Here is a 21,786-nt window from a genome sequence, read left to right on the forward strand (position 1 = left end):
TCCGCGGTTAAAAAAAATCCCGCCGAAGCGGGACAACCTTTTTGTTTAGGCAAGCAGGCTATTTTTTGGGTACGTGAGCCGCAAGGTATTTTTCCAGGGCAGCCACCATTGATGGTGCCTGCGGCTGCGGTGCTTTAATCTCCAGTTTCAGGCCGGCTTCTTCCACCGCCTTCGAGGTATTGTTGCCAAAAGCACCAATGATGGTACCGTTCTGTTTGAATTGCGGCACATTGTCAAAAAGGCTTTTTACGCCACTGGGTGTAAAAAAGCAAATCACATCGAATTCGGTCTTTGTCAGGATTTCCTTTACGTCGTTGCTGACGGTACGGTACATGAAAGCCAGCGAAAAGTCGCAGCTGTTGGTTTTCAACCAGCCGGTGATTTCGCTGTCCTGCTGGTTCTCGGAGCACACATAAAGGAACTTTTCGTTGTTTTTGTGCTTGTTGATGACATCGAACAGGCTTTTGTTACTGCCATCGGCGCCGTAGAAAACCTTGCGCTTGCGATAAAGAATGAACTTCTGCAGGTAGAGCGCAACCGCCTCCGTGATACAGAAATACTTGGTGTCCTGCGAAACAGAAACCTTCATCTCCTCGCAAACCCGGAAAAAATGATCGATGGCATTGCGGCTCGTGAGGATCACGGCCGAATGGGCAGCAATATCTATCTTCTGCTTCCGGAATTCTTTGGCTGAAATGGGTTCAAGCCGGATAAAAGGCTGAAACGCCAACTGCACGCCGTATTTGCGCTCCAAATCAAAATAAGGCGACTTATCGCTTTCCGGCCTGGGTTGGGTAATGAGTACTTGTTTTGTGCTTTGGGCCTCTTTGGCGGCCTTCGCCCCTGTGTGTTTTACCATAGTGTGGCTCGACTAACGTTGAGCAAAATTAATATATTTCCCTTAGAAAGAGGAACAACAGTTTGTTAATCAACAGCAGGGGTAGAATTTCAAACGCTGCGAGGTACAGAACAAAGTGGAAAAAATGAATCCGTATCATCCGGTTAATGGAAATATAGGAGAGAAAGTAGCGGTACAAAAACATGCAGGCAACAACAAGAAGACCCAACGTAGCGGCGGCCGCATTCACATTGCCCGTGGTAAAGCCCAGCAAAATAATGAAGGGCAGAAAAAGAATTCCGAGGATTTTGTTGGTGGAAAAAATAATGAATAAATACGTGTTGGCCGCTTCCGTAAACCGGAAAACCCAGCCAAAAAACTTCAGGAACAAAAACTTCCCGGTGTAAACAACAGTCAGTACCACGGCACAATAAAGCGCCAGTATCCAGAAGGGCGGCCCATCGGCAAGGGCAAAATGTTCCAGCATCAGGCTTAGAAACAGCGCCCCGCTCAATAAAAAGAAAAGATTGAAAAGCAGTGACGGCAGCGGGTTTTGCAGCAGCTGTTCTTTGATCTGCCGCTGCCGCATGGTGGTTTGGAAATAGGAACTAAAGAGGTCGGACAGATAGCGCCGAAAGCTGTTTTTGATCATCGCAAACAGGAGAAGAAGCGTTACCACGGAGTAAAAAATCACCTCCTTGCCCTCCCACCGCTTTTCCGATATGCTGTACCGGACGGGATTGGTAAACGAAAAGAAAAGCCGCCTGCGGTAAAGGAACGAGTCCGAGGTAAAGGGAAACTGGAGTGCCGGGCGGATCGAGTCCCGCACCGGCGGCGGCACACGGCTCAGCGAGTCGGCTTCGATGCGGCGCAACGAGTCGGCTACCTGCAGGGAATCGACAGGCGATTGCGCTACGGCACGGCCACACAAAACAAAAAAAGCTATCAGCCAAAAAATTCTCACAAGGCGCAAAAATAGTCGCTCCATCACAGCATTAGAAAAAAGACACAAATCCAATATGAATTTTGGATTGGCGCAGGTTAAAATCGGCGTCATCCCGTTTGCCAATCGCCCAGGTCACGTTGATCAATCCCGCCTTGGGCTGAAACGAAAGCCCCGCACCCGTACTGAGATAGGTGTGCGATTGTACGTTTTCCAGGGGATACTTGCCCCAGCCGCCGTCTACAAAACCAAAAAAATTCGAGTTTAGTCCCGTCAGCAACCGGAACTCCAGCGTACCGACCGCGTATTGCGAGACAAACTGGCTTTCTTCGTTAAAACCCCGCAGCAGGCGGTTGCCGCCAATCTGAAACAGTTCGTTACGGTAAATCGAAGGACTCTGGTAAATCCCTGTATTGCCAGCCAGTTTCAGGGTTGTTTGCCGGCCCAGCGGTACAAACTGCGCCCCCGAGAGGTTTACCCGGAACTGGTAAGCACTGAGTTTCACCGTATCGTACAGGCTTTCGAACTTGAACGACGGATCGGAAGGGTCCTTCAGTTCAAGAATCAAATTATTCTTCTTTAGTTTTTTGGTACCGGCTGTCGTTGTCAGGACCAACTGTGTTCCCCGTCTTGGGTTAAACCGGTAGTCGGTATTGTTGTACTCGTAGCCCACGCCCAGGTTCAGCGAACTTACGTCGGCTTCCTGCGGCAGTTGCCGGCTTTGCATGATTGCCGCCGCGTTGATGCCATTGACGATCGTTGAACGGCGTTGCAGGAAAACAGCAGCGGTTTTCTTTTCCCCTAGCTTGTAGGTGGCACCGAGATTCATGTTGATGTTGAGGAAAATGCTGTCCCGCTTGTACATGTCCAGCGAAAACTGTGCACCAAAGGCCGAATGAAAAATATAGGGCTGTTCGTATAGCAGGTTCAGTCGCGGCGAGCCTTTTTGCAGTTGCTGCCACACAAGGCCAAGGGTTTCGCCGGCGCCCAGCGAATTGCGCAAAAGAACATTGGCATCTACCGTCAACAGTAATTTCCGGTTCACCCCCGTGGGATCGCTGTTCGGCAGAAAACCCACCAGGGCGTTGATCTGACTGCTGCGCCTTGCTTTTAAATACAGGTTCAGCACCGAGCCGGTAGCGAGCATGGTCAGATCGGAAGGCTTTTCTTCTTCGACGTACGAAAGCTCAGCAAGCTTTTTACTGATGCCGGCCAGCTTGCTTTTACTATACATCGTTCCGTTGGGCAACTGAAGGTATTTCTGCAAAAATTCCGTGTTCACCTTTGCATCCCCGACAACCTGGATGCTGTCAATTTTGTAAAGAGGCCCCTGCTCAATCCGCAGCAGTGCGGTTACGTCTTCCCGGTCGATTTGAATGCTGTCGAGGTAGGTCTTTCCAAACGGGTGACCATGTTCCTCCATGTAATCCAGAATCCGTTTCTGCCAGGTATCGAGGGTGGAAAAATCCATTGCGCTTTTAGCGAGGGGAAAATGAATGGCTTCCAGGAGCGGGGCATCTTTTTCCGCCGTCCGCACCCGGCTCCATTTGTAGGCGTCGCCCAAAAAAAGCGACACAAAAGCGGCCGTGGAATCAACCTGCACACTGTCCAGCGAAGCCGTGACAAACCCTTTGCCTTGCAACAAGGGCAAGAGACCCGCGAGATAAGCATTGGCTTCCGGACGCGAACGGAAAGACTCTGCGAGTTGAAGCCTGGCGAAAGAAAAAGAATCGGCAGGACTAAACCGGTATTTCACCGGGTAGGTTTGTGCGGCAGCACACCACCACCAGAGTGTTAAAACCAAAACAGCCGCGAGCCTGTGCTTTACCTTCGCCATCGGTTGATAAAAATAAACGACAAGAAAAACGAGAACGAAGTTGGCCGGAATTTATTTACATATCCCTTTTTGTAAACAGGCCTGCACCTATTGCAACTTTCATTTCACCACTTCCCTGCGCTACAAAGATGACCTGGTAAACGCATTGGCAGGCGAAGCCGAAGCTGAAAAAGGCTATTTGAACGGCGAAATCGTGCACACCCTCTACTTTGGCGGCGGCACTCCCAGCCTGCTGGCAGTTGCGGATTTGGGATTACTGATTTCGGCATTGAAGGAACACTACCCCCTTGCACCGGATGCAGAAATCACGCTGGAGGCCAATCCCGATGACGTGACGAAAGAAAATGTGCGGCAATGGAAAGGCCTTGGCATCAACCGCCTGAGCATCGGTATCCAATCCTTTTTTGAGGAAGAATTGCGCTGGATGAACCGGGCACACAATGCCACGCAGGCCAAAGCCTGCATCGAGGCCAGCTACGAAGCCGGTATCGATAACTTAAGCATTGACCTGATTTACGGTTCGCCGCTCCTGACCGATGCAATGTGGGAACAGAATGTAAAAACCGCCATTGCCTACAACATCAAACATCTCTCCTGTTATGCGCTGACCGTAGAGGAAAAAACACCGCTGCACAAAAACATTTTACAGCACAAAACGCTGGATGTGGACAGCGAAAAACAGGCAAGACAGTTTTTGCAGTTAATGCACTGGCTGCGCACCGTCGGTTACGAACACTACGAAGTGTCCAACTTTGCCAAACCCGGGTTTCGCAGCCGGCACAACTCATCGTACTGGAAAGGCACGCCGTATTTGGGCCTGGGCCCTTCGGCGCATTCGTTCAACGGCACCGAAAGGCGATGGAACATTCCGAACAACAACGTTTACATTAAAACCACCAACGAAGGAAGTACAGAAAGAGAAGCGGAAGTATTATCCCTTGCGCAACAACTCAACGAAACGATCATGATTTCGCTGCGGACGATGGAAGGCATTGACCTGAACAAAATTCAGGAGACATGGGGCGAAGGAGAAAGAAGACGCATGGAAGCTGAACTGGCCAAATACATCAACCATGGTTTGGTGCAAATTCACCAGCAACATGCACAACTCACCGACGAAGGCATGCTGCGGGCCGATGGCATCGCAGCCGACCTGTTTGTATAAATCAGAAGCAGAATTATAAAAGATAAAACCGTCATATTATCTTTCGCACCCAATTTAGAAAACGCACCAATGAAAATTCCATCGATTCTACTGTTCGTCTCCACCCTTATTCTTGCATCTGTTACTCATGCACAAGACCCCCTGGAGCAATACATCAAACGACTTCGCCAGTCGGAAGCTTCCGGCGGCAGTGAAACCGCCTTTCTCTCCGTTGGCTCCACTTTCCTGTATGGCCAAGGTTATTTTGAAAGCAAACAATACGACCTGGCCGCCATGTACTTCAAACAGGCTTATGAAAAAGACAGCACCAATGCGTTTGTCAATTACCAGATCGCCGCTTCCCTGTTGAAACAAAAAAATCAATACAAGGCCGAAGAAGCAAAACGGTACTGGCAAAATGCTGTTCGCCTGAATGCCGGCCTTCAGCAACGGCTGGAAAAAGAATTTCCGGAAGTAAAAACCGGCAAAGCCGATAGCATTACTCCTTCCGGCAACGCAACGGCAAAAGGAATTGCTGCCTACATCGAAGCCTTAAAATATTCGCAGGCCACCGGCGGAAGCCGAACAGCCATGAACTCGCCGGGGTTGGATGTATTGTACGGTTATGGCTATTATGAAAAAGGCGACTACGATTTAGCCGTGATGCGTTTCCGGCCGGCCGTAACCAAGGACCCTGACGATGTGAATGCCAATTACCTGCTGGGTGTCTCCCTGTTGGCGCAGGACCAGGTAAGGGAAGGAAGCACTTACCTCAACAAAGCGCTTGCCGGTGATCCTATGTTGAAACAAACAGCTGATGCAGATATAGCCAAAGCCAAAAGCCTGTTTCAACAAAAGCAAAAGGACAAATTACCCAAACCATCACCGGATACAAAGCCAACATTCGGCGGCAAACTGGTTTACGGCAATTATGTTTGTACCGAAACGGTGTGGAGCGGTTCGAACACCAATGGCGGATTTCAATCACCGATACAAAGGGGCTCTTTTTCTTTAAAGCCGGACGGCACTTACCGCTGGCTCGACAATGGCAACACAGGCCGTTACCGCTATGATGCCCAAACAGGTAACATCACCTGGCTTTCCGGACCGCTGCTCGAAAAGCAGGTAAAAACATCGCAGTTTCAGCCGGGAAAAAACATTGCGCAAATCACGCTCAACTTCTCAGAATCGTATCGCTGGGAATGTGGCTGTAAAAAATAAAAGAAAAAGGGTTGGCACTTGTCCAACCCTTTTTCTTTTATCAAACGAAGGCTTGAATCAAACCGAAACCTTCGCCAATTCGTTCAGGCTTTTTTTCGTGGCTTCAATGGTCCTGTCCAGATCTTCTTTGCTCAACGCATGGCTTAAAAACCAAGTCTCGAAGGCGGAAGGCGGAAGGTAGACGCCTTTGTCCAGCATCGCATGAAAATAATTGTTGAACAAAGCATTGTTGGCAGAAGCCGCCGATGCAAAATCAACGACCGGCTTTTCACTGAAATGAATGGAGATCATGGAGCCCAAATGATTGATGACATAAGGGATGCCGCTTTCCTGCAGAACCACTTTCAAACCTTTTTCGAGGTACGCCCCTTTTTCTTCCAGCTCCGTATAAATGGAAGGATTGTTTTTCAGGTGCGAAAGCAAGGTGTAACCGGCAATCATTGCCAATGGATTTCCGCTGAGCGTCCCGGCCTGGTACACATTGCCCAGCGGCGCTATATGCTTCATGATTTCCAGCTTGCCGCCAAAGGCTCCCACCGGCATACCGGCACCAATGACTTTTCCATACGTGACCAAATCCGCATCGATTTTCAGGCGTTCCTGCGCACCACCCTGCGCCAGTCGAAAGCCGGTCATCACTTCATCAAAAATGAACACGATGCCTTCTTCCGTACACAGCTTGCGCAGGCCTTCCAAAAATCCGGGTTGTGGCAAAATGCAACCCATGTTACCGGCCACCGGCTCAATGATGATCGCGGCAATCTCTCCCTTGTTCTCAGCCACCAACTGTTGAACGGCTTCCAGGTCGTTGTACGGCGCCGTCAACGTATCCGTCGAAACACCACCCGTTACACCAGGCACGGTCTGAATGTTGAACGTAGCCACACCGCTTCCGGCTTTTACCAGAAAGCTGTCGGCATGGCCGTGGTAGCAACCTTCAAACTTGATGAATTTATTCCGGCCGGTATAACCCCTGGCCAGGCGCAAAGCACTCATGCAAGCCTCTGTACCGCTGCTCACCATGCGAACGAGATCAACGTTGGGCACCATGCTTTTCACCAGTTCGGCCATCTCCACTTCCAGTTCGGTGGGTGCGCCAAAAGAAGTTGAATCGGCTGCCTTTTTTTGAATGGCTTCCACCACCGGTTCAAAAGCGTGCCCAAGGATCATCGGTCCCCAGGAGTTGATGTAGTCGATGTATCGGTTGCCGTCCACGTCATAGAGATAAGCGCCTTTAGCGCTTTGCAAAAAGACCGGGTTGCCGCCCACGCTTTTGAAAGCTCGTACCGGCGAGTTCACGCCGCCGGGAATGCTCCTTTGCGCTCTATCGAAAAGTTCTTTGCTCTTTTGAATGTTCATTAGTGTAATTTTTTTGAACCACGGAGACACGGGGCACAAAGGAACACAAAGTTATTCGTGCATCGTCCGGCCTTTGCGCCTTAGTGGTTTAAAAGTTTAACTGCGTCTTTTGCAAAGTAAGTTGCAATCAGGTCAGCACCGGCTCTCTTAAATGATGTCAGCGTTTCCAAAATGGCTTTGTCTTCATTGATCCAGCCCATTTTCGCGGCCGCTTTGATCATGGCGTATTCGCCACTGATGTTGTAAACGCTCACGGGAACGTCAACAGCATTTTTTACGTCCCGTACAATATCCAGGTAAGGCAACCCGGGTTTCACCATTACGATGTCGGCACCTTCTTCCACGTCCATCAGCGCTTCTTTTACTGCTTCGGTGCGGTTGGCATAATCCATCTGGTACGTCTTCTTATCGCCAAAACCCGGTGCACTGTCCAGTGCATTGCGGAAGGGACCATAAAAGCAGGACGCATATTTGGCGCTGTAGGCCATGATGCCCACTTTGGTAAAACCAGCCTTCTCCAAGCCTTCGCGAATGGCGCCAATGCGGCCATCCATCATATCGCTGGGTGCCACCATATCTACACCTGCTTCGGCATGCGAGGCACTCATCTTCACCAGTGCTTCCACTGTCAGGTCATTCACAATCTCGCCGTCTTTTACAATGCCGTCATGGCCATAGGAAGAATACGGGTCCAGCGCCACGTCGGTCATTACATACATCTCCGGCACGGCGTCTTTGATGGCTTTGATGCTGCGCTGCATCAACCCATCGGGGTTCCAGGCTTCACGGCCCGTATTATCTTTCAATTCGTCCTTGCACTTGATAAAAAGCAGTACACTTTTAATACCCAGGCTCCACAATTCCTTTACTTCTTTTACCGTCAGGTCGATGCTTCTCCTGTAATAGTTCGGCATCGATGCAATTTCCGTTTCCACATTTTCACCTTCATCAATGAAGAGCGGAACAATGAAATCGTTCGGTGTTAAACTGCTTTCGGCCACCATGCTACGGATAGCCGGTGTTGTGCGTAATATTCTGTTTCGTCGCTGTAAATACATCTTCGAAAATTTTAAAGTTGTTCAATCAGTTCAGCTGTGCTTTTCACATCAGCATAGAAATAATTCAGGGCCGCCATAAACGCATGGTGCACATCGCTGGCCTCCATCTCTTTACCCTGAATGGAAAGATTTTTCGTTGCACAGGCATCCGCCGCAACGGTGATGTCATAGCCAAGGTCTTTCGCGGCACGCACAGTTGCGTCGACACACATGTGTGACATCATTCCTGCTACCACCAGGTGTTTTATTTCCTGTTGCTGCAAATGGTTTTGCAAGCCGGTTTCCCGGAAACTGTTCGGGTAATTTTTCGTGATGACGGTTTCACTTGCCTGCGGATACACATTTGCGTGAATTTCGGCACCGGTTGTATTCGGCACAAAAAAAGCAGAACCCGGCCGTACGGACAGGTGCTGGATATGGATGACAGGTAAGTTCTTTTGCCTGAATGTTTCCAATAGTTCTTTGGCTTTCAAACTGGCCCCGGTACTGTTGACCAGTTCATTTTTCCCGCCGGGGAAATAGTCGTTTTGAATGTCGATGATCACTAATGCTTTGTTCATATCCTTTCTTTTAATTCGTCCACTCTCTTGGATGCAGGCAGGCCTGCAACAACTTGTCTTCTTCACTTCCCGGTTGCGGCTGGTAGTTGTATTCAAACCGCACGGTTGGCGGCAGGCTCATTAAAATGCTTTCGATGCGGCCATTGGTTTTTAGTCCAAACAAGGTACCCCTGTCATGCACCAGGTTGAACTCCACGTATCGTCCCCTGCGGATCTCCTGCCAGTGCTTGTTGGCTTCCGTGTAAGGTGTATTCTTTCTCCTCTGAACGATGGAAACGTACGCCGGAACAAACGCATCGCCGCAAGCCTTTGCAAAGGAGAACCAGAAGTTCACATCCTTTGTTTCATCGGGACGTTGATAATCGTAAAAAATGCCACCAATCCCACGGCGTTCGTTGTTGCGGTGAACGTTCACAAAGTAGTCATCACAAACCTTTTTGAACTTCGGGTAGAATGCCGGATCAAACCTGTCGCAGGCATCTTTATACGTCTGGTGAAAATGTCTTGCATCTTCTTCAAACAAATAATAGGGCGTCAAATCCGTGCCGCCGCCAAACCAACGGTCAGTCACTTCGTCCTGCTCGTTATACAACTCAAACATGCGGTAGTTGCAATGTACCGTCGGCACAAAGGGATTGAGCGGATGAATGACCAACGACAGGCCGCAGGCAAACCATTTGGCGCCATTGATCTTTAACGCCGTTTTCATGGCATCCGTCACCTCGCCAAAAACAACCGACGTGTTCACACCGCCTTTTTCAAACACGGCACCGTTGGCAATCACTCTCGTTCTGCCACCGCCGCCTTCCGGACGGTCCCATTTGTCTTCGACGAACTTCGCTGTGCCATCCGCTTTTTCCAAAGCGGCACAAATGCGGTTCTGCAAATCGTGAATGTAGTTGACGAATTGATCGGTGATGGGCTGTTGTGTTTCGGCACTCATGTTTTCGATAGCGTTAATTTCTGGAGAAACCGGAGCAAGGGTTTGATAAACAAATCAAACCGTTCGATGTGCGGCAGGTGACCCACATTGTCCAGTTCCACCAGTGTTGAATTTTTTATGCGTTGCTGCGTGGTCCTGCCGAGTGCAGGATAATTTCCCATGGTCTTTCGAACGTCGTCACTCACTAAATTTTTACCGATGGCGGTGCGGTCACGCTGGCCAATGATCAGCAATGTTGGTACTTTGATATTTTCCAGTTCATACACCACCGGCTGCGTATAAATCATTTCAGAGGTTAGCGCGGCGTTCCAGGCAATGACCGGGTAGCCGGGATTTTTTGTCCAACCCGCCAGCATGTTCACCCACTTGTCGTACTGCGGTTTCCACTGCCCGCCGTAATAGCTTTCCTGCTGGTAGTTTTTGATCTTGTTATAATCCTGCTTGAGTTCGTTCTGGTATAAAACGTCAACCGGTTGATAGGGCGTTTTCAGCTTGTAATCTTCCAGGCCGATCGGGTCTTCCAAAATAAACTTTTCCACCCGCTCCGGAAATAGTAACACAAAGCGGCTGGCTACCATGCCACCCATGGAGTGGCCCAGCACATTCACTTTATCGATACCCAAACTATCGAGCAGCGTTTTTGTATTCTGCGCCAGCAGGTGAAAAGAGTATTGAAAACTTGCCGGCTTTGATGATTTGCCAAAGCCAATCTGGTCGGGCATCACAACACGAAAGCCGTTTTGCGACAACACCATTGCCGTACTGTCCCAATACGCACCATTGAAGTTTTTGCCGTGCAGCAGCAACACCGTTTGACCATTGGGCTTTGATGGCTTCACATCCATGTAGGCCATCCGCAGGTTTTGCTTTTGCTCGTTCAACGGCAGGTACCGAACAGGAAATGGATACGCAAAATTCTCCAGTTCCAGGCCCAGTTCACGTACCTGTGCTTTGGCACCAAAACCTAAAATCAAAATCAGAAAAAACAATCCGCCTCTTTTCATAACCTCATTTTAGTTGATGAGTGATCAGTTATGAGTCGTTGTTCGAGTCAATGGCGATTGATCACTCATCATTCATCACTCATTACTGATATTCCTTCACCGCTTCCACAAAGGCTTTGGCATGATCCACCGGAACGTTCGGCGTAATGCCGTGACCAAGGTTGGCGATGTAATTCTGCGCACCAAAACCATCGATCATTTCCTTCACCCACTGCTTGATTTGCGGAATGGGTGCCAGCAATTTTGCGGGATCAAAGTTACCCTGGAGTGTGATGTTGTTGGATGTTAATTCTCTGGCGGACTGCGGCGTAATGGTCCAGTCGATACCGATTCCGGAAGCGCTGCTCCGGCTTAAATCTTTCAGCGCATACCAGGTACCTTTCGGGAACAAAATGACCGGCGCACTATCTTTCACCGCATCGGCAATTTGCAGCAAATACGGCTGCGCATAAGTCTTGAAATCTTCCGGCGACAGCGAGCCTGCCCAGCTATCGAACACCTGCACGGTATCGGCACCGGCTTTCACCTGTGCTTTCAGATAATCGATGGTGATGTCAGTAATTTTTTGCAGCAGGGCATGCGCCAGTTTGGGTTGCGTGTAAGCAAACTGTTTTGCCTTGTCCCAGGTTTTGCTGCCCTTGCCTTCGACCATATAACAAAGGATCGTCCACGGCGCACCGGCAAAACCAATCAAGGGCACACGGCCATTCAATTCTTTTTTGGTGAGAGACAGTGCATCGAGTACATACTTCAAATGCACTTCGGCATTGGCCGTATTCAGGGCATCAATGTCCTGTTGCGTCCTGATGGTTTTTGGAAGTGAAGGTCCCTTGCCTTCTTCCATCAACACGTCCAGCCCCATCGCTTGCGGGATCACCAGGATGTCGGAAAAGATGATGGCTGCATCGACGCCAACCTGGTCAACCGGTTGCAGGGTAATTTCGGTAGCCAGCTCCGGAGTTTGCACACGGGTGAAGAAGTCGTACTTGTCGCGTAACTTGATATAATCGGGTAAATATCTTCCTGCCTGGCGCATCATCCATACCGGTGGACGCTCCACTCTTTCCTTCCGCAAGGCTCGTAGTAACAGATCGTTTTTTAACTCCGTCATAAATTGTATTTTCTGTGCTTATGGTTATTGTTTTTGCTGGCTCAAATACCTGATTGCCTGCTGTGTCATTTCCACTTTATCGGTGACATGCGCCACCACTATTTTTTTGGCTTTCTGTTGCTGCAGTGCTTCTTCAGTGGTTTTGCCAATGGCAAATAAAACAGTGTTTTTGGCAGGCTGGTTTTGGCGGTAAAAGGCCTGGACAGCACTCGGGCTGAAAAACAAAATGCCGTCGTATTCTTTCACCAGTTTTGATGACGTTTCCTGCGTTTCGTACACAACTATCTCTTCCGCTTTCCCGCCTTCGGAACGCATTTTATTCGGTAGTTCGTCCCTGCGTTTGTTGCCGCAAAAAAAGATCACGTCTTTTCTGCCATCGTCAATGAGACGTTCCCCCAGTCGCTGTGCATTTTCAGCCGTGGCAACGAGTTTGTCCTTGCCCCATTTTTCTTCAATTAATTTTCGTGTGGTATTTCCAATGGAATAAATCTTCCAGCCCGGAACCTCGGTCGCCTGGGACGCGACGGCTTCCACAGCGTTCATGCTGGTGAACACTACAACGTGTTCTTCGGCAGCAAGCGCTTTTATTTTTTGAAACAATTCTTCATCCTGTACCGGTGCGGTATCAATAAACGAGAATTCATCAATGATCACATGGCTACGTGCGCCAGCCTCCACGACAGCTTTCGGAAGCGGACGGGTACTCAGCAAATATTTCTTACTGCTTTCCATTTCGCACGGTTTGAATGATGCGTTGCGTACGCGGGTCTTTCAGCAACAGTTGCGCGGCTTCTTCACCCATATTTGCGCTGTTTTCCAGCTCCCGCTCCATCGCCACGGTCACCAGGTCAGTTCCGTCCGGCGCACAAACGTTTCCATCAAGGCGAACAATGTTTCCATTCTTTACCGCCAGTGCGCTAATTGGCGTAGAACAACCGCCCATCAGCGCACGCAGGAAATCACGTTCAATCTTTGTGCAAAGCGCCGTGGCTTCGTCGTTGAATGACTGGCAGGCTTCAAAAGCAAGATCATCATCTTCCCTGCACACGACCATGATGGCTCCTTGTGCAGGTGCCGGCAGCATCCAGTCCAGGTCAACGGATTTTTCGGGACGCAACTGAATGCGCTCCAATCCTGCTGCCGCGAAGATGGCACCGTTCCAATCGTTCTCCTGCACCTTGCGCAAACGGGTGTTCACGTTACCGCGGAGGTTTTCGACTTTATGGGCCGGGTACCGGTTCAGCCATTGTGCAATGCGGCGGATACTTCCGGTGGCAATGGTGGCTTCGGAAGAAAAATCAGCCAGGAAATCAGCGCTGTGTTTGAAAACAAAAATGTCTTTATGCGAAGCCCGTTTCAGCACAGCGGCTTGTTGAATGCCCTGCGCCAGTTGCGTGGGCACGTCTTTCATGGAATGCACTGCAATGTCGATGCGATTATTGAGCAGCGCTGCGTCAAGTGTTTTGGTAAAAACGCCGGTTACACCCAAGGCATAAAGCGGCGTCACTGTATCCACATCGCCTTCGCTTTTCATATGCACCAGTTCCGAAGAAACACCTGCGTCTTTCAGTAAGCCTTGCACCAATGTAGCCTGCCACACAGCCAGTTGGCTGTCTCTTGTACCGATACGTAAAGGGTTCATTAATTATTTGCGTTGATAAAATTGTTCAGGGCAGAAAGGTATTGGCAGCCTCGCTGGTTTTGCACCTTGATCTTGCCGGCTGTGTCGTTCAGCACCCGCTGAATATGTATGTCGATTGTCTTGGGACAGGTGGTGGTGGGTTGCGCATAGTGTGGATGCGCATACAGTTCTTTCAGCTTTCCTTTCAGGTGCTTCAGCATGGGCACATGCTTGCGCATTTCGCACCAGTCCTGGAACTCGATCAGCAGCTCGGAAATGATGCCCTTTGCTTTCGGCACTTCGGCAAGCCGCATTTTCAGCGTATCGTCCTTGAGTTTGGAAAGCTTGTCCACGTTCACCATGTGTACGTTGGGGAGAACCTGTGCGTCGCTGGCCACATTGTACGGGATGGACAGGTCGAGGATAATTTTTTCCCCTTTTCCTTCCACGTGTTCTTTCAGGATCACCGGCTGCGCTGCGTTGGTGGCAACAAGAATGATATCGGCCTTGGCCACTTCCTCGTTGAGACAGTCCAGCGAACTGTGTTGCAGATCCAGTTCACCGGCGAGGTCCTGCGCCTTTTCGGGTGAGCGGTTGATGAGGGTAATGTTTTTTGTTTCGAGATAGTCCACCAGGTTTTTACAGGTGTTGCGACCGATCTTTCCCACACCGAGCAACAAAATCTTTTTGCCCGAAGGATTGGGAACCATGTTGGCGATGTATTGCACAGCGGCAAAAGCAACGGATACCGTTCCGCCACTCAGCGAGGTGGTATTCTTGATGATTTTGGAAGATTGCAAAACACAGTTGATCAGCCGCTCCGTAAATGCCCCGATAAAGCCGGCTTCCTTCGCCACCTTCACCGCCGATTTTAACTGGCCTACGATTTCATAGTCGCCTAAAATCTGGCTATCCAGGCCGGCACCAACGTTGAACACATGCTCAATGGCTTCGATCCCGTTTTTAATATAGGCTGCTTTCTGAAAGGTTTCGGCATTCCCCACGGTTTGTGAACAAAGCAGTTCAATCAGTTGTTGGCTTGAATGTGCAAAGCCGTAGATTTCCGTGCGGTTGCAGGTGGAAAGAATGAAAAGCTCGTTCAATCCCTGGCCCGCCGCCTGCACCAGCAAGGCAGCGTATTGCTCGGCCCCAATGGCAAACTGGCCGCGAACCGAAGCATCCGACTTTTTATAGTTGATGCCTGCTACGTAAAAATTGGGGATAGTTTTGAAGTAGTGATTTTCCATTCTCCTTTTGTCAACTGCGATGGTGCAAAAGTAATTTCGGGAAGCGCCGTAGCCTAAAAACATTGTCACTGGACTGTCATTTGACAAACTGACTTTCATCAGGTTACACGGTGAGGAGCATCAAGTGGCGATTTTGTTGGATGAACTGTCAAGACTCGTGAAACGTCAACCGGCAGACGTTCAACAAGCCATCATAAAACAGGAAAGCCTGTCTTGTTTGCCCTTTCTCCTTTCCCGTCTCCCGTTTCCTGCCCTACTTTTGACGCTTTATTATGAAAAGAGCAATCGTGTTAATGAACCTCGGTTCGCCGGACAGCACAGACGTCAAGGACGTGAAGCGTTACCTGGATGAATTCCTGATGGACGAACGGGTGATCGACAAACCCTGGCTGTTCAGGGCTTTGCTGGTAAAGGGCATCATTGTTCCTTTTCGGGCACCCAAATCGGCCGAAGCGTACAAGTCTATCTGGACGGAAAAAGGTTCGCCGCTGATCGTGATCTCCGAACAATTACGCCATGCGTTGAAAAAAGAAGTGGACGAACCCGTGGCCATTGCCATGCGCTATGGCAACCCTTCTCCCAAAGCGGCGTTTGACAAACTGGTAAATGAAAACCCCGACCTGGAAGAGGTCATTGCCATCCCCCTCTACCCGCATTATGCCATGAGCTCTTACGAAACGGCCGTGGAATATGCAAAAGAGCAGCACAAAAAAGGTGGCTATCCGTTTAAGCTCACCACCATCAAACCGTATTACAACAACGAAGACTACCTGCAGGCGCTGGCAGAAAGCATCAAACCACATCTGGAAGGCGATTGGGATCATATTTTGTTTTCCTACCATGGTGTTCCGGAGCGACACATTTACAAGGGCGACATTACCGGGCAGCATTGCCTGAAAGTGCCCAACTGTTGCGAAGTGCCTTCTCCGGCATACGAATTTTGCTACCGCCACCAATGCTACGCAACAACAAAGCTGGTAGCCGACCGGCTAAACATCCCGAAAGAAAAATGGAGCCAGTCGTTTCAATCACGGCTCGGAAGAGACCCGTGGCTGCAGCCTTACACGGTAGCCCGCTTTGAAGAACTACCAAAGCAGGGTGTAAAAAAACTGCTGGTGGTGTGCCCCGCCTTTGTGAGCGACTGCCTGGAAACGCTGGAAGAAATTGCCGAAGAAGGAAAAGAAATTTTCCTGCACGCCGGCGGCGAACGCTTTGAAATGATCCCCTGCCTGAACGTGCACCCGTTGTGGGTGAATGCATTGGCAAAGTGGGTGAAAGAATATGTAGAAGGCAAGCAGGAAATGGTGCTGGAGAATTAATAATTAATTATGAACAATGAATAATTGCGCAATCAGGCCCATTCATTTTTAATTTTTTAATTAGTCATTATTAATTAACCGCATGTACTTCTACCTGAAAGCTCTCCATATCATTTTCGTGGTCACCTGGTTTGCCGGCATGTTTTACATTGTTCGCCTGTTTATCTACAATGCGGAAGCCAACGACAAAGCAGAACCGGAAAAAAGCATTCTGCAAAAGCAGTTCGCCATTATGATCAAACGGCTGTGGCTGGGTATTACCTGGCCGTCGGCCATCCTGACGCTGGTCTTCGGGCCGCTGGTGATGTTCAACGGCGGCTGGAATAAAACCCTGGACAGTGAAGCGGGACGTTGGTTAGCGGTGAAGCTGGTTTTCGTTGTACTCCTGTATGTTTATCACTTTTCACTGCATGCCCTTTACAAGCAGCAGGCTGCCGGCATCTTTCGTTTTTCTTCGCAAAAGTTACGGGTGTGGAACGAAGTGGCGACGATCTTTCTTGTTCCCATTGTGATGCTGGCAACCGTGAAATCCAGTCTAAGCTGGTTGTGGGGATTGATTGGGCTGGTGGGTTTTATCATTGTTTTAATGAGTGCTATTAAGATTTATAAGACACTTCGCACCCGGAAAAGCTGAGTTCGCCGTTTTAGTTTGTTGGTACACTGGGGAATTGCTATTTTGTCGGCTTCCACCAACCCGAACTATGGAAGCATGACCGCCGCTACCACCACCAAAACAAAAGAACGACTGCTCGCATTGGGAGGAGTCGTCGACACAGCACGTGTACGCACTGCCCAACTTTACATACAGGTAAAGTTCCTTGGGTACTCCGAAACAATGGACGACTACGAACAGCGAAAGCTCCGCATCTTTAATCAACTAAACTTTTTTCTTGCGCTTTCCGGCCTCCTGATTCCGCTGCTGGGAATGTTGCTGCCGGGCAATACTCCGCACACGATTTGGCTGATGACGTGTTGGCCCGCGGTGGTGAACATTGTGGTGCTGGCACTGAATGCTTTTCACAAGCACAACGCGGCCCTTTTAACCTGCTTTATTTCTTACCCGCTCTGCATTTGCATTGTTTATCTCAACGGCATCAACCCTGGGATTGAGCTCCATTTTTTACTGCTGATCGTGCTGTCGGTTTTCTTTCTGAACGACATTGGGCTGATGCTCTTCAGCATTGGCCTGTCGATGATCTCGTTCTTTATTCTGGCCGTGGTGCTCAACCATTTTCTTTTTGAAGTCGCCAAAGAAAACACGCTGGTATTTTTGCTGAACAAAGCCATCTCGCTGGCATTTATTTTTTATGGTTTGTTCCTGATCAAAAAAGAAAACGCACTTTACCAGTTCAACATCCTCACCAAGCAGAAAAACCTGCACGAAAAAAACCTGGAGATCGAAAAGCAAAAAGAAGAACTGGCAGATCTGAACACATTTAAAACAAAGCTTTTCTCCATTATTTCGCACGACCTGAAATCACCGGTTTATGCGCTGCGGACCTTGTTTCAGCAGATCCACCAGTGCAACCTTCCGCCGTCGGAAATCAAAGCCATGGTTCCCGACGTGTTGAATGACCTGACGTACACCACCAGCCTGATGGAAAACCTATTGCAGTGGGCCAAATCGCAAATGGATGCCGATGTGGTCAACCCGCAGGAGATCAGGCTGGAGGCACTTGTTGTTGATGTGATAAGGCCTTTGCGTTTACAGCTTGAAACCAAAAAGCTTTCGCTGGAAGTCGAGATGGATTCCAATGTGCATGTTTACGCCGATAAGAACACCATTCACTTGGTGCTGCGCAACCTGCTGTCCAATGCCATCAAATTCACGCCAACCGGTGGACACATCCTGGTTGGCTGCACCGGCAAAAATGGCTGGAAGGAAGTGTATGTAAAGGACTCCGGTGTGGGCATTGATGAGGAGGCGCTGCAAAAAATCTGTCAGCAGATCTTTTATACCACCAAAGGCACATCAAGCGAAGCCGGTACAGGACTGGGCCTAATGCTTTGCAACGAGTTCCTCGCCAAAAACAGGAGCAAGCTGGAAATAATAAGCTCCGTTGGACATGGCAGCCGCTTTTCCTTTTTGCTGCCGGAACGTGCGGAAGAAAATGCTGGCTGACCAAGCTGGCATTAACCTGGCTCTTTTTTGGCAAGATCCGGACCTGCGTAATCCGTTCTTTTTTGCCCGTCCTGGTAGTTTCATTTTCCGGCTTACAACTTTGCTCAATGCGATCTTTACTTTTCCCCATCTCTCCGTCTGTTACGGGAATCATTTGCTGTCGTGCGGACGCACACCGCAGGTGAAATAAAACGGACTTCTACACTTCGCCGTTGACTTTGATGTACGTCACTTTTGCCGCGGCTTCGTCCACCATGTAGTTGGAGTTGTTGATCCCTTCCAATCCTTTGATTCCACCCAGAACGCCAATGCCGTAATTGCTGTTGGAAGCCGTGACGGATTGCGCTACTTCAACTTGGCCGCTTTTGTTTCGTTTCAGCTTCTGTTTTTCAGGACGTCGAGGGAAAACAGGTCCGGTTCATTTTGGGCATCGTAGAGAAAGTATGCGCTCATAAGAAGTTGGATGGAGCGCCTGAGCCAAGGAAAAATGACGGCTGCCAAATTCAATCCAAATCGCGAGCACACGAGGGCTGGCCTGTTCGCAGTCGCTGGATTAAAAAGCATCGCGAAAGGGCAGCCTTCTGCACAAACGACGATACAACATTGAAAAGAGTTTGGCTTGTCCCTATCAGGCTTCCACGCCGGCCATCTGGCGGTTCACCCGTTCCAGCAAATCGTCGTAGTCAAATGGTTTGGGAATGAAATCGTCGGCGCCGATCGCCTGCAGGTTGTTGCTCCCGTCTTCGATGCCCGACATCAAAATGATTTTAATGCCTTTGGTCGCCGGATCGGCTTTCAACTGGCTGCACAACTCCCGCCCATCTTCTTCCTTAATAAAAACATCCATCATGATCAGCGAGGGTTGATGAATTTTAATCTTCTGCACAGCCTCGCCGATGCAGCAGGCCTGCACCACTTCATAACCTTGTCCTTTGAGGATGATCTGTACGATCAGGAGAAGGTCTTTGTTATCGTCCAGCAGAAGAATCTTTCGTTCACGCACAAAACGGCTTTTCGCCCTTTCTTCCAAAAACCTTTCCAAACTTTCAAAACGCGGCAAAGATCTGCTGCAGCGCAGCCGTGCCGGTCCAGTCAGGCCCCGTTTGCCTCCAGGGCGTGTACCAGGCTGGAAGTAATTTCGTCGTGCGGCGGTGAAGCCTGCCATCCACCAGGCTCTTTTTGCAGCCATATTTCGGCCGGCAGGTCATCCCGTTGACCATTGTCGCTGCGCAAAACAGCTTTGTACACACCCTCGCCTTCCCTTTGTACGCGGTACGATGCCAGGGAACCGTTCGCCGAAAACACGCAAAAAAAATCCATAAAGCTGCATTTCCAATCCGAAAGCAAAGTTCCCGGCTCGGGCCGAGCCTACCAATAGCAGAATATGCTTAAACGGCCGGTTTGTTTTGCAGCAAACCCCGGCTGTTAACGGCAACCTGCTTTTCCGCCTGGAGAAACTGGAGCACCTGCCAGGCTTTTTCCTTCCAGTTGGCGGGAAGCTGCGCCACCAGTTCATCGGCCGTCAGCGCTTTTTGAGCCAGGTGATTTTTGATCGCGGAGGCGATCGTTGTAAATTCATCGGTTGTCATGCCGGCCCGGCGCCGGGAGAGGCAGTTGTCGCAAATGCCACAGTCGGCTGCCGCCCCGTCGCCAAAATAGGTGCTGATGAAACGGCTACGGCAGGAACCGGTCTTCAGGTAGTCCACCATTGTTTTTACCCGCTCAATAAATTGCTCTTTGCGCCGGTTGTATTGCGCCAGGTTGATCTTCAGGTCCCGGGTGGCTACACGGTTTTTGCGGAGGATGATCTGCGGCGAATCGTTTTGCGGCGTATAGCTGATGATACCAAAGGCCGTAATGCGGCGAAGCTGTTCTTTGACCCTGGCTTCGTCTTCCCGCAGCAGGCGTGCTACAACGGCTTCGGAAATAAACACCGGGAAATCATAAATGCCTTCGTAGGTGCGAAGCAGCAGGACCAACAGCTCTTCGTGCTCCGGGTGGTTCCGGTAAAATTCGTACAACTGTTCTTTCGTGGTGGTAAAGCCAAGGGTCGATGGAATGAAATTCTTTTCGTTGTAGCTGATCCAGCCATCGCTTTCCAGCGCCTGCAGGGCATAGAGGGCCTGGTGAACATTCAGTTTGAAGTTGCGCACAAATTCATCAAAACGAAAGTCATAGCTCCTGTCCTGCCCCGTGTGCACGTGGATTTGGAGGTAGTTTCCCAGCGCTTCATAAACCGCCTGGATTACCTCGAAGGTCGGAAACCGGGTAATATGGAGATTTTCCAGTTCCTCCACATCCTTTTCGTGGTAGAGCAGCACGGCATAGGCTTTTTTCCCGTCGCGGCCGCAACGCCCTGCTTCCTGGTAGTAGTTTTCGAGGCAGTCGGGGGCATCCACATGCACCACCAACCGCACGTCGGGCTTGTCGATGCCCATGCCAAAAGCATTGGTGCAAACGATGATGCGGGTTTTGTTGTCGATCCAGTCCTGCTGGCGCCTGTTGCGCTGGTCCTGTGGCAGGCCCGCATGGTAAAAATCTGCCGACAGGCCGTGCATCTGCAGCAGGGCCGCCATCTCGGTTGTGCGCTTGCGGCTTTTGCAATACACGATGGCACTACCGCCTACCTTTTTCAGAATATCGACCAGCTTTGCAGGCTTGGCGTCTTCGCGAAAAACAGAGTAGGATAAATTTTCCCGCTTAAACGACTGCCGGAAAATCGTAAAGCCCCCCCGCCCCTCAAGGGGGGATTGGCTAGTGCACAAAGGCCCGCTTTTCGACGATACCGTGTTTTCTGCAGACTGTTTGATAGGCGAGGTTCGTGCGGTGGAAAATCCTCTCTTAGGAGGCAGGGGGGCCGCTAATTTTTCGCAGATGTCTTCCTGCACCCTTGCCGTTGCCGAAGCCGTTACAGCCAGCACCGGCACGCCGGGCAGCTCTTCCCGCAGCGCCGCAATCTTTAAATACGAAGGCCGGAAGTCGTATCCCCATTGCGAAATACAGTGTGCTTCGTCAACGGCTATCAGGTTGACATCCAGCGCGGGCAGGTATTCTTTAAAGAGCGACGTCTCCAGGCGCTCCGGCGAAACATAGAGAAACTTGAAATACGACTGCCGGGCATTTTCCAGTGTGCGGATCACATCTTTCCGCTGCATGCCGGAATAAATAACCAGAGCGCCGATGCCGCGGCTTTTGAGGTTCTCCACCTGGTCCTTCATCAGGGCAATGAGCGGCGACACTACCAGGCAGATTCCTTCCTGCGCCAGGGCCGGCACCTGGTAGCAGATGGACTTGCCGCCACCGGTGGGCAGCAGGGCCAAGGTATCCTTTCCGTCAAGAATGGACTGGATAATCTCCTCCTGTTGCGGACGAAAGGCCTCATAGCCCCAGTAACGGGATAAAATGTCGTGGATAAGCAAAATGCAAAACGTCAAACGCGAGACGTGAAAATTCATCGCG

At 50.1% G+C, this 21,786-nt stretch carries 20 protein-coding genes; 5 read left to right on the forward strand and 15 right to left on the reverse strand.

Annotation, left to right across the window (positions count from 1 at the left end; all coding sequences use genetic code 11):
* Positions 1-58: 58 nt before the first annotated feature.
* From D6024_RS02150 to D6024_RS02160, 3 genes are read right to left on the reverse strand one after another with little or no spacing between them, the layout of a single operon-like run.
* A complete protein-coding gene (locus D6024_RS02150) occupies positions 59-859 on the reverse strand; it encodes a uroporphyrinogen-III synthase (protein ID WP_121352556.1) in 801 nt (266 codons plus the stop codon).
* Between the two features lie 28 nt (positions 860-887).
* A complete protein-coding gene (locus D6024_RS02155) occupies positions 888-1,802 on the reverse strand; it encodes a DUF4271 domain-containing protein (protein ID WP_162944480.1) in 915 nt (304 codons plus the stop codon).
* Between the two features lie 31 nt (positions 1,803-1,833).
* The gene (locus tag D6024_RS02160; RefSeq protein ID WP_121352558.1) at positions 1,834-3,618 is read right to left on the reverse strand and encodes a BamA/TamA family outer membrane protein; all 1,785 of its coding nucleotides are present in this window, start codon (positions 3,616-3,618) and stop codon (positions 1,834-1,836) included.
* Between the two features lie 40 nt (positions 3,619-3,658).
* Between D6024_RS02160 and hemW the strand changes: the two genes are divergently transcribed.
* Together hemW and D6024_RS02170 are read left to right on the forward strand one after the other, a co-directional pair.
* Positions 3,659-4,783 carry a radical SAM family heme chaperone HemW gene (gene hemW / locus D6024_RS02165; protein ID WP_121352559.1) on the forward strand — a complete coding sequence of 375 codons (1,125 nt, stop codon included), beginning with the start codon at positions 3,659-3,661 and terminating at the stop codon, positions 4,781-4,783.
* A 69-nt stretch (positions 4,784-4,852) separates the two neighbouring features.
* Positions 4,853-5,983, forward strand: coding sequence for a tetratricopeptide repeat protein (locus D6024_RS02170; protein WP_121352560.1), 1,131 nt, complete (start codon positions 4,853-4,855; stop codon positions 5,981-5,983).
* Positions 5,984-6,040: 57 nt separating this feature from the next.
* On the opposite strand, the gene hemL is transcribed toward D6024_RS02170, so the two are convergent.
* From hemL to hemA, 9 genes are all read right to left on the reverse strand, one after another.
* Positions 6,041-7,342 carry a glutamate-1-semialdehyde 2,1-aminomutase gene (gene hemL / locus D6024_RS02175; RefSeq protein WP_121352561.1) on the reverse strand — a complete coding sequence of 434 codons (1,302 nt, stop codon included), beginning with the start codon at positions 7,340-7,342 and terminating at the stop codon, positions 6,041-6,043.
* An 80-nt stretch (positions 7,343-7,422) separates the two neighbouring features.
* Positions 7,423-8,400, reverse strand: a complete 978-nt coding sequence (gene hemB, locus D6024_RS02180; RefSeq protein WP_121352562.1) for a porphobilinogen synthase — start codon at positions 8,398-8,400, stop codon at positions 7,423-7,425.
* A gap of 11 nt (positions 8,401-8,411) precedes the next feature.
* Positions 8,412-8,960 (reverse strand): cysteine hydrolase family protein, encoded by a 549-nt coding sequence (locus D6024_RS02185; protein ID WP_121352563.1) that lies wholly within the window; start codon positions 8,958-8,960, stop codon positions 8,412-8,414.
* A 10-nt stretch (positions 8,961-8,970) separates the two neighbouring features.
* The gene (hemF, locus tag D6024_RS02190; RefSeq protein WP_121352564.1) at positions 8,971-9,903 is read right to left on the reverse strand and encodes an oxygen-dependent coproporphyrinogen oxidase; all 933 of its coding nucleotides are present in this window, start codon (positions 9,901-9,903) and stop codon (positions 8,971-8,973) included.
* On the reverse strand, positions 9,900-10,907 hold the full coding sequence (locus tag D6024_RS02195; RefSeq protein ID WP_121352565.1) for an alpha/beta fold hydrolase: 1,008 nt from the start codon (positions 10,905-10,907) through the stop codon (positions 9,900-9,902). The genes hemF and D6024_RS02195 overlap by 4 nt, the downstream gene beginning before the upstream one ends.
* Before the next feature lie 82 nt (positions 10,908-10,989).
* Positions 10,990-12,018 (reverse strand): uroporphyrinogen decarboxylase, encoded by a 1,029-nt coding sequence (gene hemE / locus D6024_RS02200; RefSeq protein WP_121352566.1) that lies wholly within the window; start codon positions 12,016-12,018, stop codon positions 10,990-10,992.
* 24 nt (positions 12,019-12,042) lie between these two features.
* Positions 12,043-12,750 (reverse strand): uroporphyrinogen-III synthase, encoded by a 708-nt coding sequence (locus D6024_RS02205; RefSeq protein WP_121352567.1) that lies wholly within the window; start codon positions 12,748-12,750, stop codon positions 12,043-12,045.
* Positions 12,737-13,660: a hydroxymethylbilane synthase gene (gene hemC / locus D6024_RS02210; protein ID WP_121352568.1), complete on the reverse strand. Its 924-nt coding sequence runs from the start codon at positions 13,658-13,660 to the stop codon at positions 12,737-12,739. The genes D6024_RS02205 and hemC overlap by 14 nt, the downstream gene beginning before the upstream one ends.
* Entirely contained in the window at positions 13,660-14,886 is a 1,227-nt protein-coding gene (gene hemA, locus D6024_RS02215; protein WP_121352569.1) for a glutamyl-tRNA reductase, read from the reverse strand. Before hemA ends, hemC begins: the two co-directional genes overlap by 1 nt.
* Before the next feature lie 272 nt (positions 14,887-15,158).
* Here hemA and hemH point away from each other — a divergent pair, with 272 nt between their 5' ends.
* The 3 genes from hemH to D6024_RS02230 all read left to right on the forward strand — a co-directional run bounded on the left by hemH (position 15,159) and on the right by D6024_RS02230 (position 18,327).
* A complete protein-coding gene (gene hemH / locus D6024_RS02220) occupies positions 15,159-16,205 on the forward strand; it encodes a ferrochelatase (protein ID WP_121352570.1) in 1,047 nt (348 codons plus the stop codon).
* A gap of 82 nt (positions 16,206-16,287) precedes the next feature.
* Positions 16,288-16,839: a CopD family protein gene (locus D6024_RS02225; RefSeq protein WP_121352571.1), complete on the forward strand. Its 552-nt coding sequence runs from the start codon at positions 16,288-16,290 to the stop codon at positions 16,837-16,839.
* A 75-nt stretch (positions 16,840-16,914) separates the two neighbouring features.
* The gene (locus D6024_RS02230; RefSeq protein WP_162944481.1) at positions 16,915-18,327 is read left to right on the forward strand and encodes a sensor histidine kinase; all 1,413 of its coding nucleotides are present in this window, start codon (positions 16,915-16,917) and stop codon (positions 18,325-18,327) included.
* A 628-nt stretch (positions 18,328-18,955) separates the two neighbouring features.
* On the opposite strand, the gene D6024_RS02240 is transcribed toward D6024_RS02230, so the two are convergent.
* From D6024_RS02240 to D6024_RS02245, 3 genes are all read right to left on the reverse strand, one after another.
* A complete protein-coding gene (locus D6024_RS02240; protein ID WP_162944482.1) occupies positions 18,956-19,330 on the reverse strand; it encodes a response regulator in 375 nt (124 codons plus the stop codon).
* Between the two features lie 89 nt (positions 19,331-19,419).
* Positions 19,420-19,647, reverse strand: coding sequence for a hypothetical protein (locus tag D6024_RS26480; RefSeq protein WP_162944483.1), 228 nt, complete (start codon positions 19,645-19,647; stop codon positions 19,420-19,422).
* Positions 19,648-19,715: 68 nt separating this feature from the next.
* Positions 19,716-21,782, reverse strand: coding sequence for a RecQ family ATP-dependent DNA helicase (locus D6024_RS02245; RefSeq protein ID WP_121352575.1), 2,067 nt, complete (start codon positions 21,780-21,782; stop codon positions 19,716-19,718).
* Between the last annotated feature and the right edge of the window lie 4 nt (positions 21,783-21,786).

It is taken from the genome of Flavisolibacter nicotianae, assembly GCF_003628535.1.
Lineage (GTDB): Bacteria > Bacteroidota > Bacteroidia > Chitinophagales > Chitinophagaceae > Flavisolibacter > Flavisolibacter nicotianae.

Bases quoted from the DNA above. Each gene is read 5' to 3' on its own strand.
- D6024_RS02225 (WP_121352571.1), top strand. From the start codon at position 16,288: ATGTACTTCTACCTGAAAGCTCTCCATATCATTTTCGTGGTCACCTGG.
- hemL (WP_121352561.1), bottom strand. From the start codon at position 7,342: ATGAACATTCAAAAGAGCAAAGAACTTTTCGATAGAGCGCAAAGGAGC.
- hemA (WP_121352569.1), bottom strand. From the start codon at position 14,886: ATGGAAAATCACTACTTCAAAACTATCCCCAATTTTTACGTAGCAGGC.
- D6024_RS02170 (WP_121352560.1), top strand. From the start codon at position 4,853: ATGAAAATTCCATCGATTCTACTGTTCGTCTCCACCCTTATTCTTGCA.
- D6024_RS02230 (WP_162944481.1), top strand. From the start codon at position 16,915: ATGACCGCCGCTACCACCACCAAAACAAAAGAACGACTGCTCGCATTG.
- D6024_RS26480 (WP_162944483.1), bottom strand. From the start codon at position 19,647: ATGGATTTTTTTTGCGTGTTTTCGGCGAACGGTTCCCTGGCATCGTAC.
- D6024_RS02185 (WP_121352563.1), bottom strand. From the start codon at position 8,960: ATGAACAAAGCATTAGTGATCATCGACATTCAAAACGACTATTTCCCC.
- D6024_RS02245 (WP_121352575.1), bottom strand. From the start codon at position 21,782: ATGAATTTTCACGTCTCGCGTTTGACGTTTTGCATTTTGCTTATCCAC.
- hemE (WP_121352566.1), bottom strand. From the start codon at position 12,018: ATGACGGAGTTAAAAAACGATCTGTTACTACGAGCCTTGCGGAAGGAA.
- D6024_RS02150 (WP_121352556.1), bottom strand. From the start codon at position 859: ATGGTAAAACACACAGGGGCGAAGGCCGCCAAAGAGGCCCAAAGCACA.
- hemB (WP_121352562.1), bottom strand. From the start codon at position 8,400: ATGTATTTACAGCGACGAAACAGAATATTACGCACAACACCGGCTATC.
- D6024_RS02195 (WP_121352565.1), bottom strand. From the start codon at position 10,907: ATGAAAAGAGGCGGATTGTTTTTTCTGATTTTGATTTTAGGTTTTGGT.
- hemC (WP_121352568.1), bottom strand. From the start codon at position 13,660: ATGAACCCTTTACGTATCGGTACAAGAGACAGCCAACTGGCTGTGTGG.
- D6024_RS02160 (WP_121352558.1), bottom strand. From the start codon at position 3,618: ATGGCGAAGGTAAAGCACAGGCTCGCGGCTGTTTTGGTTTTAACACTC.
- hemH (WP_121352570.1), top strand. From the start codon at position 15,159: ATGAAAAGAGCAATCGTGTTAATGAACCTCGGTTCGCCGGACAGCACA.
- D6024_RS02205 (WP_121352567.1), bottom strand. From the start codon at position 12,750: ATGGAAAGCAGTAAGAAATATTTGCTGAGTACCCGTCCGCTTCCGAAA.
- hemF (WP_121352564.1), bottom strand. From the start codon at position 9,903: ATGAGTGCCGAAACACAACAGCCCATCACCGATCAATTCGTCAACTAC.